Below are 16,675 nucleotides of genomic sequence, written 5' to 3' on the forward strand. Positions count from 1 at the left end.
CCAGCCGCTGGGCCAGGTCGCCGTCCACGGGGGCGGCCGCACGGATCACGGCCCCCGTCCCGGCGGCGGCCCGGCCCTCGGCGCGGGCGACCTCCGCACAGGCCAGCCACTCGGTCCCGGCCAGGGCGCTGCCCGGCGGCAGCGCCGCGCGCGTTCCCGAGGCCAGCAGGTAGACCTCCGCCCCCGTGCCGCGGCCCGTCCCGGGGTCGCTCACCCGGCGGGCCAGCCGTTCGGGCCAGGCCAGCCCGACGACGGCCCCCACCGCCAGTTGCCCCGGCACCCGGGCGCCGGGAGACCGGTCCCGTTCCGGGGCTGCGTCCGCACCCGGGCCCGCGGCCGAGGACGCCAGGGCCTCGAACCGCCTCGCGTCCTGGGCCCATCGGGCGGCACTGCCGTCGCGGGCGCCTCCCCCACGGCCCGCACCGCCGGACCGCAGCCGGGACAGGGCACCGGTGAGGTCCGCCCCCTCCGGCCGGACGTCGGAGGAGACCAGGGCCACGACCTCCCCGGCGGCACGTGCCCCGACCAGCCCCGTCCCGTCCAGCAGTGCGCGGGCCAGCCGCGGTTCGGCCGGGATCGCGGCGAGCCCTCGTCCGTGGTCGGTGGCGCGGCCGGCGTCGTCGATCGCGTCCAGGGCCCTCAGCGTGGCCAGCGCCTCGGCCAGCGGGTCCTGCGGCAGCGGGTCCGGCAGCACCAGCCCCTCCCCGCCGGGGGCGCCCCAGCAGGCCAGGACGAGCGCCGCCCCGGTCAGGTCCGCCACCTGGACGGCGGGGGTGGGGTGTGGGGGTGCGGCGCCCAGGGTGGACCGGTCATAGCAGCGCACCACCGTCCCGGGCCCGAGACGCCCGGCTCGCCCGGCCCGCTGCTCGGCGGAGGACTGCGCGCAGGTGGCCGTCACCAGTCCCATCATGCCGCGCCCGGTGTCCCGCCGGGGCTCGCGGGCGAGTCCGGAGTCCACCACCAGGCGCACGCCCGGAACGGTCAGGGAGGACTCGGCCAGCGAGGTGGAGACGATGATCCGCGGTGCACCGCCCGGCTCACGGCCGCCCACGGCACGATCCTGCTGGGCGGAGGGGAGCTGGCCGTGCAGGGGCAGCACCTCGGTGCCGGGGGCCAGCTGCGCGATCCGCTCACAGGTCAGCGTGACCTCCCGGGCGCCGGGGACGAAGACCAACGCGTCGGTTCCCGGCTCGGCGGCCAGCGCCGCGGCGTGGGCCTCGACCGCGCACCGGGCGACGTGGTCCAGGAACTCCCGCGTCACCCCGCGGGTGTCCTGCCGCGGGCCGGGGTGCGGGCGATAGGAGACGTCCACGGGGTGCAGCGCCGAGGGGCAGTCGACCACGGGCACCGGTGCGTCCCGGCCGGTCCCCTCTCCCAGCCGCTCCGCGAACCGGGCGGCGTCCAGGGTGGCGGACATCGCCACGAGCAGCAGGTCCGGACGCAGCTGTGCGACCTCCCCGAGCATGCCGAACAGCAGGTCCGACTCCAGGTCCCGCTCGTGCACCTCGTCCAGGATCACCGCACCGGTCCCGGCCAGTTCCGGGTCCGCCAGCAACCGGTTGACCAGGATGCCCGGGGTCACGAACTCCACCAGGGTCTCCCGGGACGTGGTCCGCTCCCCGCGCACGGTGTGGCCGGCACGGGCCCCGGCGGCCCGGCCGGTCCCCCCGGGTCCCGACGGCCCGCCGGTTCCCGCCGGGCGGTCGAGGCTCGCCAGCCGGCGGGCCGCCGCGCGGGCGGCCACCCGGCGGGGCTGGGTGACGACGACCCGCAGCGGCGCCCGTCCCGTCCCGCGGCCCCCCGCAGGTGCCTTCGCTTCCGCCTCGGCCGAAGCCCCGGCCCCGGCGCCGGGGGCGGCCCGCTGTGCCAGCAGGTTCGCCGCCGCCGGCGGGACCAGCGTGGTCTTGCCGGTACCGGGCGGGGCCTGGACCACGGCGACGCGCTCGTCGGCCAGCACCCGGAGCAGCCCGGGCAGCGACTGGGCGAAGACGAGACCTGCACCCAGGGTCTCGAGGTCGAAGGGCACGGATCCGGGGGCGGTGGTCATCCCTCCATTCTCGCGTGCCCGGGAGCGCCGGCTCAGGGGGTCGGGGTGCCGCCGTTGGCGTTGAGGGTCTCCCCGTTGACGTAGCTGGACTCCGCAGAGGCCAGGAACACGTACGCCGGGGCCATTTCCACGGGCTGACCGGCGCGGCCCAGGGGGGTGTTGTGGCCGAACACCGGCAGCTTGTCCTTCGGCTGCCCGGCGCTGACCTGCAGCACCGTCCACACGGGACCGGGCGCCACGGCGTTCACGCGGATGCCCCGTTCGCCGAGCTGCTGCGCCAGGCCCTTGGTGAAGTTGTTGATGGCCGCCTTGGTGGACGCGTAGTCGAGCAGCATCGGGTTCGGCTCGTAGGCCTGGACCGAGGTGGTGTTGATGATCGTGGATCCCGGTCCCATGTGGCGCAGGGCCGCCCGGGAGAGGGTGAACATCGACTTGATGTTGATCTGGAAGGTCTGGTCCACCTGCTCGTCGGTGAGATCCTCGAGAGACTCGCTGATCAGCTGCTTGCCGGCGTTGTTGACCAGGATGTCCAGTCCGCCCAGCCTCTCGGCGGCGGCGTCCACCAGGCCGTTCCGGTAGTCGGCGTCCAGCAGGTCACCGGGCAGGGCGACGGCGGTGCGGCCGGACTCCTCGATGGCCTGCACCACGCGCCGGGCGTCCTCCTCCTCGGCCGGCAGGTAGGCGATCGCCACGTCCGCCCCCTCGCGCGCGAAGGCCACGGCGACGGCGGCGCCGATGCCCGAGTCGCCACCGGTCACCAGGGCCCTGCGGCCCGTCAGCCGGCCCAGGCCGCGATAGCTCTGCAACCCGATGTCCGGCACCGGTTCGGTCTTCACGTCCAGTCCCGGTTCGGACTGGTGCTGCTCGGGCGGGGAGACCTTCGGGAACTTGGTGGTGGGGTCACCGTCGGCCAGCTGGTCCCGCGCGTCGGTGGCGTGATCGGCGGCGCTGTTGTTCTTCTCGGTATCGGTCATGCGTTCGACCCTAGGGACGCCGCGGAGGGCCTGACAAGTCATGGCACCATGGGGCCATGACCACTGCCGACGCCGCGTCCCCGCCCTCCCCTGCCCCGGCCGGGCACACCGGGCCGGACCGGGTACTGATCCTCCCTCCCACCGACCTGCGCACGGGGACCCCGTACGCCGACGCCCATGAGGGTCCCACCCGCGCCGCGCTCGGCGCCGGGGGCTCGGTCGTGGCGAACAGCGCCCGGGAGCCCGACGGTGACGGCTCGGCCACCGCGCTCGTGCTGGTCCGCCCCATCCCGGTCGAACAGGTCGAGGCGGCGCTGGCCGCCAACCCGCGCACCAGCTGGGTCCAGTTGCCCTTCGCCGGGATCGAGCCCTACGTGCCGCTGATCCGTTCCCGGCCCGGCATCACGTGGACCTCGGCCAAGGGCACCTACGCCCCGCCGGTCGCCGAGCACGCCCTGATGCTCACGCTGTCCCTGCTGCGGGACCTGCCCACCCGGATCCGCGCCACCGGCTGGGGCCCGGCCGGGGGCAGGACGCTGCGGGGCATGGACTGCGTGATCGTCGGCGGCGGCGGGATCGCCCGCGAGTACCTGCGCCTGCTCAAGGCCTGGGACACTCGTGTCACGATCGTCCGCCGCAACGAGGGTGAGATCCCCGGCGCCGACCGGACCGTCACCCAGGACCGCCTGGACGAGGTCCTGCCCGGGGCCGGCGTCGTGATGGTGGCCGCCGCGGCCACCGACCTCACCCAGGGCATGATCGGCGCCCGCCAGCTGGAGCTGATGCACCCGGACGCCGTCCTGGTGAACGTCGCCCGCGGCACACTGGTGGACACGGACGCCCTGGTGGCCGCCCTGGCCGCGGGCTCGATCCATGCCGCCGGCCTCGACGTGACCGACCCCGAACCGCTGCCGGAGGGGCACCCGCTCTGGGCCGAGCCGCGGTGCGTCATCACGCCCCACACCGCGGACACCCCTGAGATGTGCATCCCGCTGCTGGATGCCCGGATCGGGCGGAACCTCGCGGCCCGGGCCACCGGGGCGCCCCTGGAGGGCCGCGTGGACCCGGTCGGCGGTTACTGAGCGCGGACCGTCACGTCGGACGGGGCCGGCCCGCATAGGCTGGGGGCATGAGATCACCGGTGCAGGACTACCTCGATCGCCTGCTGGACGAGATCCGGCCCCTGGATGCCGGGGCGCCCCACCAGGCGATCCCGTCCACGGCGGACATGGACCCGGAACTGTTCGCGGTGGCGCTGACCACCGTGGACGGGCACTCCTACGCCGCCGGGGACACCGAGCAGAAGTTCTCGATCCAGTCGATCTCCAAGGCCTTCACCTACGCCATGGCCCTCGAGGACCTCGGCCCGGAGAAGGTCCAGGAGAAGATCGACGTGGAGCCCTCCGGTGACCCGTTCAACGAGATCTCGCTGCAGGCCGGGACCGGACGGCCGGACAACCCGATGATCAACGCCGGGGCCATCGCCACCACCGCGCTCATCAAGGGCCGTGGCGGCCGCGACCGCATGGGCCGGATCCTCAACACCTTCTCCGACGCCGCCGGCCGCGAGCTCAAGGTCTCCGAGTCCGTCTTCCGCTCCGAGGACCGTGCCGGGCACCGCAACCGGGCGCTGGCCTGGCTGCTGCGCTCCTTCAACATCATCGAGTCGGACCCCGAACCGGTCGTGCTGGACTACTTCCGGCAGTGCTCGGTGCTGGTGACCACGAAGGACCTCGCCGTGATGGCGGCCACGCTGGCCAACCAGGGCGTGAACCCGGTGACCGGTGAGCGGGTGTTCGCTCCGCGCACGGTGCGCTGGGTGCTCTCGGTGCTCTCCACCTGCGGGATGTACGACGACGCGGGCACCTGGGCGATCGAGGTCGGGCTGCCGAGCAAGTCCGGCGTGGGCGGCGGCGTCCTGGTGGTGGTGCCCGGCCAGATCGGGATCGGCCTGTTCTCCCCGCCCCTGGACGACCACGGCACCTCCGTGCGGGGAGCCGCCACCATCAAGCGGCTGGCCACCGACCTCGGCCTGCACTACGGAGACGCCCCGCCCGTGGGCCGGTCCACCATCCGGTCCTCCTACGACCTGGCCGAGTCACCCTCGGGCGTCCCGCGCAGCGTGGAGGCGCTGCAGATGCTGGAGCGGCACGGCGGGGAGTGCCGCATCGCGGAGATCGGCGGGGACATCGGCTTCGCCGAGGCCGAGACCTTCGTGCGCTACACCACCGACCTGCCGGAGTCCACGCGCACCCTGATGGTGGACGTGTCCAAGGTGGACGACTTCGGCCGCGCCGCCGTGCGGATGTTCAACCAGGTGGTGCGCGCCTACCTCTCCGAGGGGCGGGACCTGGTCCTGGTCGACGACGACCGCCAACTGGCCGAGGCCATGGTCCAGGACGCCGAGGACTCCTCCTACGGCCCGCTGCCCAGCCCCTTCGAGGACGCCGGGGAACCGGACGGCCGCACCCACGACCCGGCCGACGCCGGGCCCTCCTTCCGCCTGTTCCTCTCCCGGTCCCTGGCGGTGGAGTGGATGGAGATGCGGGTGCTGTCCCGGCACGCGCCCGAACTGGTGCCGGCCGGGCGGCAGGAGCCGGCCCGGTCCCCGTTGCTGGAGCTGTTCGACGAGCAGGACGCCCAGACCCTGTCCACCCTGATGGAGAACCGGGACTTCCGGGCCGGTCAGGTCATCCGCCGTGCCGGCCAGCCGTTCGGCGGAATCTACTTCATCACCTCCGGACAGGTGGAGCTCACCAGCCAGGGGGCCGGGGGACGCCGCTACCGGCAGGTGTTCCTGTCCCCCGGGATGATCTTCGGCGAGATCGCCCTGGGCCAGGCCGGACGGCAGATCACCACGGTCCGCGCCGTCGGGCCGGTGAGCACGCGGGTGCTCACCGCGCAGATGATCTCCTCACTCGAGGAGACCGACCCGCAGCTGGCCATCAAGCTGTGGTCCGCCCTGGCCCGGGACGCGTACACCACGGTGGAGCAGATGACCCGCGAGTCCGGGGCCCGGAACGACTGAGCCCCCCGGCAATCCCGGTGGATCAGCCGACCGTGATCTCGGCCCGGGCCTCGGCGGAGTCGTCCCGCAGGGCGGCGAAGTCCTGGAGCTCGTTCCGCCCGGCCCGCATGGCCCGCAGCGAGTTGGCGATCGCCACCACGTCCACGAGTTCCTGGAACAGCGCGCCGACGATCGCCGGGATCACCCCGAACGCGGCGGTCACCATCAGCACCAGGGACAGCGCGATCCCGGCCCAGATGGACTCCTTGGCCACGCGCAGGGTGCGCTGGCCCACCGAGACGGCCACGGCGGACCGGGAGATGTCGTCCCGGATGATCACGACGTCGGCCGTCTCCGAGGCGGCCGTCGATCCCCGCGCCCCCATCGCCACCCCGACGTCCGCGACGGCCAGCACGGGCGCGTCGTTGACGCCGTCGCCGACCATCATGACCGGCCCGGGCCGCGCCTGGCGGACCAGACGGACCTTGTCCTCGGGCAGCAGTTCCGCCTCGACGTCGGTGATGCCGGCCTGGGCGGCGATGTGGTGGCCGGTGGCCTCGGCGTCCCCGGTGAGCATCATCCGGTTCTTCACCCCGAGCCGGTCCAGTTCGGCCAGGGTGTCCGCGGCGTTGGCGCGGAGCCGGTCCGAGAGGATGAGGGTGCCGGCGAAGTCACCGTCCACGCCCACGTAGACGGCCGACTCCCCCGGGCTGAGCTCGGCCAGCTCCAGCCCGGTGGTGTGCTCCCGCACGTAGGCGGACTTGCCCACGATGACCGTCCGTCCGTCCAGGACGGCGGTGACCCCGTTGGTCGCCTCCTCCCAGGCCTCCGAGGCGGTGATCAGGCTGAGCCCGCGGTCCTCCGCGGCCCGGCGGATGGAGTCCGCCAGCACGTGCACCGAGTACTGCTCCGCCGACCCGGCCAGCCGCAGCAGTTCCTTCTCGCTCAGGCGGGCGGCGCCGTCCACGGCACCGGCCGGCCGGGTCTCGAGCAGCTCCGGGCGGCCGTAGGTGAGGGTGCCGGTCTTGTCGAAGGCCACCGTGCGGACGGAGCCGAGCGCCTCGATGATGCCGCCGGACTTGACGATGACCCCGTTCGCCGCGGCGCGGGACATCCCGCCGAGGAAGGCGACGGGCGCGGCGATGAGCAGCGGGCACGGAGTGGCCACCACCAGGACCTCGGCGAAGCGGACCGGGTCCTGCGAGACCCACCAGGCGATGCCGCCGATGAGGTAGGCGACCAGGGTGAACGGCACCGCGTACCGGTCGGCCAGGCGCACCATGGGCGCCCGGGACTCCGAGGCCTCGCGCACCAGCGACAGGATCCTCGCGTACTGGGAGTCCTCGGGACGTGCCGTGGCCTGCAAGACCACCGCCTGCTGGCCGTTGAGGGCGCCGGAGAGCACCTGGTCCCCGGTCCGGCGCGTCACCGGCAGGGACTCCCCCGTCAGGGACGACTCGTCGAAGTCGGCCTGTACGTCCGCTCCGTCGGCGGCGGCGACGAGGGTGCCGTCCACCGGGACCACCTCGGCCGGGCGGATCAGCAACCGCTCCCCCACGTCCACCTGCTCCAGGGGCACGTCCTGCGCCCCGCCGTCGGGATCCAGCCGGTGCGCGACCTGCGGGGCCCGCTCCAGCAGGGACGTCAGGCTCAGCTTCGCCCGTCCGGCGGCGAAGCCCTCGAGGGCCTCCCCGCCGGTGAGCATGAGGCAGACCACCAGGGCGGCGAGGTACTCCCCGACCAGCAGGGTCGCACCGATCGCGGTGACGGCCAGGATGTCGATGCCCCAGTGACCGCGCACCAGGTCCCGGACCATGCCCACGGCCGTGTAGAGCACGATGACGGCACCGAACCCGGTCGCCAGCCACCGCGCCGGGCCCGTCATGCCGGTGAACTCGAGCAGGAGTGTGGCCACGAGCACCAGCAGGGTGGACACCACCCAGGGATAGGAACGCACCATCGACCAGAACCTCATGCCGCCGCCTCTCCGGACGCTCGGGAGATCATCTTCCGCTGACTGTAGTTTCCCTGAGGCGGGCCCGGCTTTCCAGAAAGGCAAGGCTGGCCTCCCTGACGGCCCCCGCCTTGACTCCGCACCCCGCCGGGTCCAGACTGCGATGACTGTGTGACCTCGACGAACTCGGGAGGGCCCGTGGGCACCACCTCGCATGAAGTCCCGGATGTCGCTAGGGGTCAGGAGGAGGGACAGCTCAGACGCGTCCTCGGGCCGAAGCTGTTGCTGCTGTTCATCGTCGGCGACATCCTCGGCGCCGGGGTGTACGCGGTCACCGGCCCGATGGCCGGGATGGTCGGGGGCATCCTCTGGCTGCCGTTCCTGCTGGCCTTCGTCGTGGCGACCATGACCGCACTGTCCTACCTGGAGCTGGTCACGCACTACCCGCACGCCGCCGGGGCCGCGCTGTACACGCACAAGGCCTTCGGCATCCACTTCCTCACGTTCCTGGTCGCCTTCGCGGTGGTGTGCTCCGGCATCACCAGCGCCTCGACCTCGGCCAACGTCCTCGCCCAGAACTTCTTCGGCGGGCTCGAGGTCAACGGCTGGAGCGGACCGGTCGAGGGCGGGGCGGTCACGGCGCTCGCGCTCGGGTTCATGGTGCTGCTGGCCCTGGTCAACCTGCGGGGCGTGGGTGAGAGCATCAAGTTCAATGTGGTGCTGACGCTGGTGGAGGTCACCGCGCTGTGTATCGTGATCGGCGTCGGGTTCTTCGCGATGGCCCAGAACGGCGCGGACCTGGGCCAGGTCGTCGTGTTCCAGGACAACGGGGACAAGGGGCTCTTCCTCGCGGTCACCGCCGCGACCTCGATCGCCTTCTTCGCCATGGTGGGCTTCGAGGACGCCGTGAACATGGTCGAGGAGACCAAGGACCCCCAGCGCATCTTCCCGCGCACCATGCTCACCGGGCTCGGGATCGCGGTGCTGTTCTACATGCTGGTGGCGGTCTCCGCGGTCGCCGTGCTCACCCCCACCGAGCTGGCCAGGATCGGCGAGTCCGAGGGCCGGGCGTTGCTGGAGGTGGTGCAGAAGGGTGCCCCGGACTTCCCGATCGACCGGATCTTCCCGTTCCTCGCCGTGTTCGCCGTGGCCAACACCGCCCTGATCAACATGCTGATGGCCAGCCGGCTGGTCTACGGCATGGCGAAGCAGAACGTGCTGCCGCGACCCCTGGGGAAGGTCCTGCCGCACCGGCGGACGCCCTGGACCGCGATCATCTTCACCACCCTCCTGGCCCTGGCGCTGATCTGGTACGTCACGTCCGACCCGGAGAGCAACATCGTGCAGAACCTCTCCAGCACCACCGCCCTGTTGCTCCTGTGCGTCTTCGCGGTGGTGAACGTGGCCTGCGTGGTGCTGCGGCGCCAGCGACGGCGGCGGCCGGACGAGGCAGAACACCGGACGGCCTTCAACGCCCCCCGGATCCTGCCGTACGTCGCCGGCGCCTTCTCGCTGTTCCTGGCCGGGCCCTGGGTGGAGCGCGATGCCGTGGTCTACCAGATCGCCGGCGGCCTGATGGTCCTCGGGATCCTCCTCTGGGTGGTCACCCACTTCGTGAACAAGGCGACCAACCGGGAGGAGGGAGTCCCGGTGGGGGACCTCCTGATCGGCCAGGACGACCACCTGCCGCCCCGGCCACCGGGGCATTGACGGGCCCGAAGACCGGCGGCCATCCTCAGAGGTGCGTGCACCGCGCAACAGACTTGAGCGAATAAAGCTCAAGTCCGTGGTGTTATGCAGGGTGCACGGTCCGGACCTCCAGCCGCCCGGCATGGAGCACCTGGGCGGCGGGCCCGGGCCGTCCGCAGTCAATGCAACCAGACCAAGGAGAACCCATGGCCACTCGTATCGACCCCTTCCGTGAACTGGATCGCCTCGCCGGACAGCTGCTGAGCCCGGTGCGCGGCCTGCGACAGATGCCGATGGACCTCTACAAGGACGGCGACCGCTACATCGTCGAGGCCGACCTGCCCGGCGTCGACCCCTCCAGCGTCGACGTGGACGTGGACGGCCAGCTGCTGACCATCCGCGCCGAGCGCAAGCCGGCGGTGACCGAGCGCGAGGGCGTGCAGTGGATGACCCGCGAGCGGGAGACCGGCAGCTACGTCCGCCAGCTGAACCTCGGCCAGGACGTGGACCTGGAGAACATCTCCGCCACCTATGACCACGGCGTGCTGAAGGTGACCATCCCGGTCTCGCCGAAGTCCCAGCCGCGCAAGGTCAAGGTGTCCACCGGCAACGGCGCCCAGGACATCCAGGCGACCGCCACCGAGAACGGCGGCCGGGACCAGGGCCCGTCCGCCCCGCAGGTGGATCCCAACCACTGACCCGCTCCGGCCCCGGCCGATGCGCCGGGCACGGGCCACTGGATCAGCGGCCACGGTTCCGCGGACAGGGTTCCGCGGGCGCGGTGCCGGGAACGCGGGAAGGCCCCGTCCCGCCTCGGATGCCGAGGTGGGACGGGGCCTTCCCGTCCGCTAGTCGCGGAGGGGCATCACACCGCCAGCTTGTCCACGATCTTCTGGACGACCGCGTTCAGGGTGGCCGAGGGGCGCATGGCCTCGGACACCTTCTCCGGGGACGGGTGGAAGTAGCCGCCGATGTCCACCGGGGACCCCTGGACGGCGTTGAGCTCGTCCATGATGGCCTGCTCGTTCTCGGCCAGCTCGGCGGCGACGTCCGCGAAGCTGGCGGCCAGCTCGGTGTCGTCGGACTGCTGCGCCAGTTCCTGGGCCCAGTACAGGGCCAGGTAGAAGTGCGAGCCGCGGTTGTCGATCTCGCCGACCTTGCGGGACGGGTTGCGCCCCTCCTCCAGGAACGTCCCGGTGGCACGGTCCAGGGTCTCGGCCAGCACCTGGGCGCGCGCGTTGCCGTTGGACACGGCCTCGTGCTCGAAGGACACGGCCAGGGCGAGGAACTCGCCGAGGGAGTCCCAGCGCAGGTGGTTCTCCGCCACGAACTGCTGGACGTGCTTCGGGGCCGAGCCGCCGGCCCCGGTCTCGAACAGTCCGCCGCCGTTGATGAGCGGCACGATCGAGAGCATCTTGGCGGAGGTGCCCAGCTCCAGGATCGGGAACAGGTCCGTCAGGTAGTCACGCAGGACGTTGCCGGACACGGAGATGGTGTCCTGGCCCCGGCGCAGGCGGTCGATGGTGAAGTGGGTGGCCTCCTGGGGGTCCATGATCTCGATCTGCAGCCCCACGGTGTCGTGCTCGGTCAGGTACTGCCGGACCTTGGCGATGACGTTCGCGTCGTGGGCGCGGTTCTCGTCCAGCCAGAACACGGCCGGGGTCTGGGAGGCGCGAGCCCGCGTGACCGCCAGCTTGACCCAGTCGCGCACCGGGACGTCCTTGGTCTGGCACGCACGCCAGATGTCCCCGGCCTGGACCTGGTGCTCGATCAGCACGGCCCCGGAGCCGTCGACCACCTGGACGGTGCCGGCCTCCTCGAGGATGAAGGTCTTGTCGTGGGACCCGTACTCCTCGGCCTTCTGGGCCATCAGCCCGACGTTCGGGACGGTGCCCATCGTGGTGGGATCGTAGGCACCGTTGGCCTTGCAGTCGTCGATGACCACCTGGTAGATGCCCGCGTAGGAGGGGTCCGGAAGCACGGCCAGGGTGTCCTGCTCCTGGCCGTCCTTGTTCCACATGTGCCCGGACGAGCGGATCATGGCCGGCATGGAGGCGTCCACGATGACGTCCGAGGGCACGTGCAGGTTGGTGATGCCCTTGTCCGAGTTGACCATGGCCAGGTCCGGACCGTTCGCGTAGGCGGTCTCGATCTCGGCGCGCACGCCCTCGGCCACCTGGGGGTCCAGCGTGTCCAGCCCGGAGAGGATGGCGGCGAGCCCGTCATTGGCGCTCAGGCCGGCGGCGTCCAGCTCAGCACCGTACTTCTCGAACACGGCCGGGAAGTAGGCCTTGACCACGTGGCCGAAGATCACCGGGTCGGACACCTTCATCATGGTGGCCTTCAGGTGCGTGGAGAACAGCACGCCCTCGTCCTTGGCCCGCTTGATCTGGGTGGTGAGGAACTCGTCCAGGGCCTGGGCGGACATGAAGGTGCCGTCCACGATCTCGCCGGCCAGGACCTTGAAGTCGTCCTTCAGCACGGTGGTCTCACCCTCGCCGTCCACGAACTGGATGCGGATGGTGCCGTCCTCGGGGATGATCACGGACTTCTCGTTGTGGAAGAACGCGTCCCGCTTCATGTAGGCGACCTTGGTCTGGGAGTCGGCCGACCAGGCGCCCATGGAGTGGGGATGCTTCTTCGCGAAGTTCTTCACCGACTGCGGGGCCCGGCGGTCCGAGTTGCCCTCACGCAGCACCGGATTCACGGCGGAGCCCTTGACCTTGTCGTAGCGGGCGCGCGCGTCCTTCTCCTCCGCGGTCTTCGGCTCGTCCGGGTAGGCCGGCAGGGCGTAGCCGTGGGACTGCAGCTCGGCGACCGCGGCCTTCAGCTGCGGCACGGAGGCGGAGATGTTCGGCAGCTTGATGACGTTGGCGTCATCGGTCTTGACCAGTTCACCCAGTTCGGCGAGGGCGTCGCTGACGCGCTGGTCCTCGGGGAGCACATCGTTGAAGGCGGCCAGGATGCGGCCGGCCAGCGAGATGTCCCGGGTCTCCATCTCCACACCGGCGGTCGAGGCGAAGGCCTGGACCAGCGGCAGGAGCGAGCCGGTGGCCAGCATGGGTGCCTCGTCGGTATGGGTGTAGATGATCTTCGACATGAAGCGTCGCTCTCCTCACAGGGCGCAACCGGGTGACGGCCTCGCCGGGTCGTGGTGATGTTTCAATCCGGCCCTAATCTACCGGAGGCGGCCCGGTCCGCCGATCCGGTGACCGGACCTCACCGCGCAGTCCTCCCCGGCGCTCAGCCGTGGAAGAAGTGCCGGGCGCCGGTGAAGTACATGGTGATGCCGGCGGCCTCCGCAGCGGCGATGACCTCCTCGTCACGGATGGAACCGCCGGGCTGGACCACGGCGCGCACGCCGGCGTCGATCAGGATCTGCAGCCCGTCCGCGAACGGGAAGAACGCATCGGACGAGGCCACCGCACCGCGGGCCCGCTCCGGCGCCCCGGTGCCGGAGACGTTCTCGGCACCGCCCGCCGTCGTGATCTCGGCGCCCTCGGCCCCGGCGCCCGTCCCCACGTCCTGGGCGCCGGTCGAGGCGGCCCCCAGGGTGTTGGCGCGCTCGACGGCCAGCCGGCAGGAGTCCAGCCGGTTGACCTGACCCATGCCGACGCCGACGGTGGCCCCGTCCGAGGCCAGCAGCACCGCGTTGGACTTCGCGGCACGCACCGCGCGCCAGGCGAAGGCGAGGTCGGCGAGGGTCTGGCCGTCCGCGGCGGGACCGGCGGCCAGGGTCCAGGTGGCGGGGTCGTCACCGGCGGCGTCGATCGCGTCCCGGGCCTGCAGCAGCATGCCACCGGAGACCTGCTTGTACTCCACGGTGTCCCGGGCGTAGCCCTCGGGCAGGCGCAGCAGGCGAAGGTTCTTCTTGGCGGAGAGGATCTCCAGGGCCTCGGCGGAGAAGGACGGCGCGATGACGACCTCGGTGAAGATGTCCTTGACGGTGGCGGCCATGCCGGCGGTGACCTCGCGGTTGGCGGCGATCACGCCACCGAAGGCGGACACCGGGTCGCAGGCGTGGGCCTTGCGGTGGGCCTCGGCGATCGGGTCGTGTCCCTGGGCGTCGGAGACCGGCGCCTCCTCGGACACGGCCACGCCGCAGGGATTGGCGTGCTTGACGATGGCCACGGCCGGGGCGTCGAAATCGTAGGCGGCGCGCAGGGCGGCGTCGGCGTCGGCGTAGTTGTTGTAGCTCATGGGCTTGCCGTGCAGCAGCTCGGCCTGGGCGATGCCGGGGGCGGCGCCGTCCTCCACGTACAGGGCCGCCTTCTGGTGCGGGTTCTCGCCGTATCGCAGGGTCTCGGCGCGCTGCAGCGTCACGCCGGCGTAGGGCGGGAAGACGGGTGCGGACGGGCTCAGGGCCGGCCCGTCCTGCGCGACCTGGCCGGCACCGGTGACCGCGGCGTCGGCCTCGAGGTCGTCGTCGGTCTCGAACTGCGCGGCGGTCCAGGAGGCCACGGCGTTGTCGTAGGCGGCGGTGTGGGCGAAGGCCAGGGCGGCCAGCCGGCGCCGGGTCCGCAGGTCGAAGCCCCCGGACTGCGCCGCGGCCACCACGTCGCCGTACCTCGCCGGGTCCACCACGACCGCGACGGAGGGGTGGTTCTTGGCCGCGGCCCGGACCATGGAGGGCCCGCCGATGTCGATCTGCTCGACGACCTCGTCCTGGCCGGCGCCGGAACGCACGGTGTCCACGAACGGGTAGAGGTTCACGACCACCAGGTCGAAGGGCTGCACGTGGAGCTGCTCGAGCTGGGCCACGTGGTCCTCGCGGCGGCGGTCGGCGAGGATGCCCGCGTGCACCATCGGGTGCAGGGTCTTCACCCGGCCGTCCAGGCACTCCTGGAACCCGGTCACCTCGGACACCTCGGTCACCGGGACCCCGGCGGCGGCGATCCGCTTCGCGGTCGAGCCGGTGGAGACGATCTGGACCCCGGCGGACTGCAGGCCGGTGGCCAGCTCCTCGAGACCGGTCTTGTCGTAGACGGAGATGAGGGCCCGCTTGAGCGGGACCCGGTCGAGCTGGATGGTCACTGGTGTGCTCCTGGGTGCTTCGGTCCGGTACGGCGGAAATGCGTGAGGGTGCCGGCCGGGCCGGGCGCCGCATCCAGTGTAGGGCGGGGCAGCGCGGGGCGGGCCGGGATGACGAGCGGGGACGACCGGGACCACCCCGGCGTCGGTGCCGGAGGGCACCCCGGGCCGGGGCGGTGTCCGGGCCTCACTCGCCGTGGGCCTGGGCCAGGTGCTCCACCAGCGTCGAGGCGCGTTCCTCGGTCCGGCGCTGCAGGCCGAACTCGGCGGCGAACAGCACGCCGTAGCCGAAGGTGTCCTCGCCGGCCTTGGCGGCCTTCTTCGCGGTCTGCAGCACGTGCTCCTGGAACATGATGGAGTCCCGGTGTTCACCCAGGGCCTCCTGCAGCTTCTTGGCCGTCTTCATGCGTGCCACCAGGTGGGCTCCGAGGTCCAGTCCGGTCGCGTCCTGGACGGCCTTGACCGCGTAGCGCAACCGCTTGGCCTCCTTGCGGACCTCGTGCATCAGCTCGATGCGGTGCTCCGGGTCCTCCTCGGCGGCGGCCCGTTCGGCCAGCTCCAGCACCGCGTCGACCTGCTCGGCGGCCAGCGGCTCCAGGGTCCCGGCGGCGTCGGCGGCCCGGGCCTCGTCGACCTCCGGGTGCAGCGGCACGTCGCGGGCATAGGCGTCCAACCGGTCCATGACGTCGAAGTACCACTGGGTGCGCATCCGCTTCAGGAGCTTGTCATGGGCCGTGGCGTACTCGTCGGCCTTGACCTTGCGCAGTCGCTTGACCGTCTTGCCGGGGACCCTCGCCGCCACCGGTCCATCGGCTCCACCGGGCAGGTCCTCCACCTTCTCGTCCACCTGGTCCCGGACCACCTCGGCGTCCCGGGCCACGGAGAGCAACCGACCGAGGGTGCGCAGGTCCTTGTTCACCCCCGCGGTGGCGTCCGGGTCCAGCAGCGGCGCATAGGCCTGAAGGGTGGAACGCAGGGTGCGGCACACCACCCGGAACTGGTGGATGGAGTCCTCCACGTCCCGCCGCACCAGGGGGTCCCAGCCCTTGAGCACCTTCATCTGGGCGCGGACGGTCTTGGTCAGCACGGCGTGCAGTCCCGGGGTGGTCCCCTCCGGGGCGTCGCCCCCCTGGGGGTCCAGCGGATCGGCCGCCTTGCCGACCACCTTCTCCACCTTCGAGCCCGCTGCCGAGGGCCGGGCCCCGGAGTCCTGCAGGACCTTCCCGACGGCGTCCAGGAACCTCACGGTGCCCGAGGCCGGTTCCTCCGTGGGCGCCTCACGAGCGGCGCTCCCGTCTGCTCCCGCGGGGGCGCCGTCGCCCGCGCCCGCGGGACCACCGGCGGGCCGACCCTCACCACCGGAGGCCCCCTCCGGCGTCGGGCCCTGACCTGCCACCTCCCGAACCTTCAGGGCGGAGTCCAGCAGGTCCGCGTCCACGACCTCGACCTCCCACTCCCGCCAGTGCTGGACGCGGGACTCGGAGCGGAACCCCACCGACATGGCGGCCACCTGGTCGTCGCAGACCTCGGCGAGCTGGCGGCCGTGGAAGTCCATCAGGTCCACCACCGAGCGCAGGGTGTTGAGCCGGGCGATCGGCCCGAACGACTTGCCGCGCACGTGGACCTGCACCAGGTCCAGGATCCGGTCCGGGACGCGCACGCCCTCGGGCCCGGGCGCGACGTCGGCGCAGTCCTCCGTGCCCAGCGGGGACTGCAGTTCCAGGCGGTGTTCGCCGGACTTGATCTTCACGTGCCAGCCGGCGTCGGTCCCCCCGGTGCGCCGGCGCAGGGTCACCCCGCTGGCCGAGAGGTCGCGGTCCACGGTGTCGAAGTACACCGCCTCCAGGGCCACCGGCGGGCGGTACCGGACCTGGGCCACACCGCCCACGCCGTTGAGCCGGGGCAGGGACGCCTGGCCGTCGACGTCGTACTTGCGCTCGATCTCCACATGGACTGCGTCACTCATGGCACCA

General features: G+C 72.2%; 10 protein-coding genes. 4 read left to right on the forward strand and 6 right to left on the reverse strand.

Annotated features, from left to right (window positions below):
* Positions 1 to 2,047, reverse strand: a 2,047-nt coding sequence (locus tag Q0283_RS16175) for a helicase-related protein (protein WP_298045611.1), incomplete at its 3' end; no start/stop codon positions are given.
* A gap of 32 nt (positions 2,048 to 2,079) precedes the next feature.
* Entirely contained in the window at positions 2,080 to 3,021 is a 942-nt protein-coding gene (locus Q0283_RS16180; RefSeq protein WP_255459369.1) for an SDR family oxidoreductase, read from the reverse strand.
* Between the two features lie 56 nt (positions 3,022 to 3,077).
* On the opposite strand from Q0283_RS16180, the gene Q0283_RS16185 reads away from it, so the two are divergent.
* A complete protein-coding gene (locus tag Q0283_RS16185; RefSeq protein ID WP_183523481.1) occupies positions 3,078 to 4,103 on the forward strand; it encodes a D-isomer specific 2-hydroxyacid dehydrogenase family protein in 1,026 nt (341 codons plus the stop codon).
* Between the two features lie 47 nt (positions 4,104 to 4,150).
* The gene (gene glsA, locus Q0283_RS16190; protein ID WP_183523479.1) at positions 4,151 to 6,049 is read left to right on the forward strand and encodes a glutaminase A; all 1,899 of its coding nucleotides are present in this window, start codon (positions 4,151 to 4,153) and stop codon (positions 6,047 to 6,049) included.
* Positions 6,050 to 6,071: 22 nt separating this feature from the next.
* On the opposite strand, the gene Q0283_RS16195 is transcribed toward glsA, so the two are convergent.
* Positions 6,072 to 8,003, reverse strand: coding sequence for a heavy metal translocating P-type ATPase (locus tag Q0283_RS16195; protein ID WP_255459368.1), 1,932 nt, complete (start codon positions 8,001 to 8,003; stop codon positions 6,072 to 6,074).
* 177 nt (positions 8,004 to 8,180) lie between these two features.
* Here Q0283_RS16195 and Q0283_RS16200 point away from each other — a divergent pair, with 177 nt between their 5' ends.
* Complete coding sequence (locus Q0283_RS16200; protein ID WP_183523477.1) at positions 8,181 to 9,692, forward strand: APC family permease; 1,512 nt, start codon at positions 8,181 to 8,183, stop codon at positions 9,690 to 9,692.
* A 185-nt stretch (positions 9,693 to 9,877) separates the two neighbouring features.
* Positions 9,878 to 10,369, forward strand: a complete 492-nt coding sequence (locus Q0283_RS16205) for an Hsp20/alpha crystallin family protein (protein ID WP_183523475.1) — start codon at positions 9,878 to 9,880, stop codon at positions 10,367 to 10,369.
* A gap of 167 nt (positions 10,370 to 10,536) precedes the next feature.
* Here the strand turns inward: Q0283_RS16205 and Q0283_RS16210 are convergent, their stop codons facing one another.
* The 3 genes from Q0283_RS16210 to Q0283_RS16220 all read right to left on the reverse strand — a co-directional run bounded on the left by Q0283_RS16210 (position 10,537) and on the right by Q0283_RS16220 (position 16,668).
* Positions 10,537 to 12,771, reverse strand: coding sequence for an NADP-dependent isocitrate dehydrogenase (locus Q0283_RS16210; protein WP_183523473.1), 2,235 nt, complete (start codon positions 12,769 to 12,771; stop codon positions 10,537 to 10,539).
* A 143-nt stretch (positions 12,772 to 12,914) separates the two neighbouring features.
* Positions 12,915 to 14,705, reverse strand: coding sequence for a bifunctional phosphoribosylaminoimidazolecarboxamide formyltransferase/IMP cyclohydrolase (purH, locus tag Q0283_RS16215; protein ID WP_298045613.1), 1,791 nt, complete (start codon positions 14,703 to 14,705; stop codon positions 12,915 to 12,917).
* A 184-nt stretch (positions 14,706 to 14,889) separates the two neighbouring features.
* A complete protein-coding gene (locus tag Q0283_RS16220; RefSeq protein ID WP_298045614.1) occupies positions 14,890 to 16,668 on the reverse strand; it encodes a CYTH and CHAD domain-containing protein in 1,779 nt (592 codons plus the stop codon).
* Positions 16,669 to 16,675 lie beyond the last annotated feature (7 nt).

Origin of the sequence: uncultured Citricoccus sp. (assembly GCF_937871995.1) — a bacterium.
GTDB lineage: Bacteria > Actinomycetota > Actinomycetes > Actinomycetales > Micrococcaceae > Citricoccus.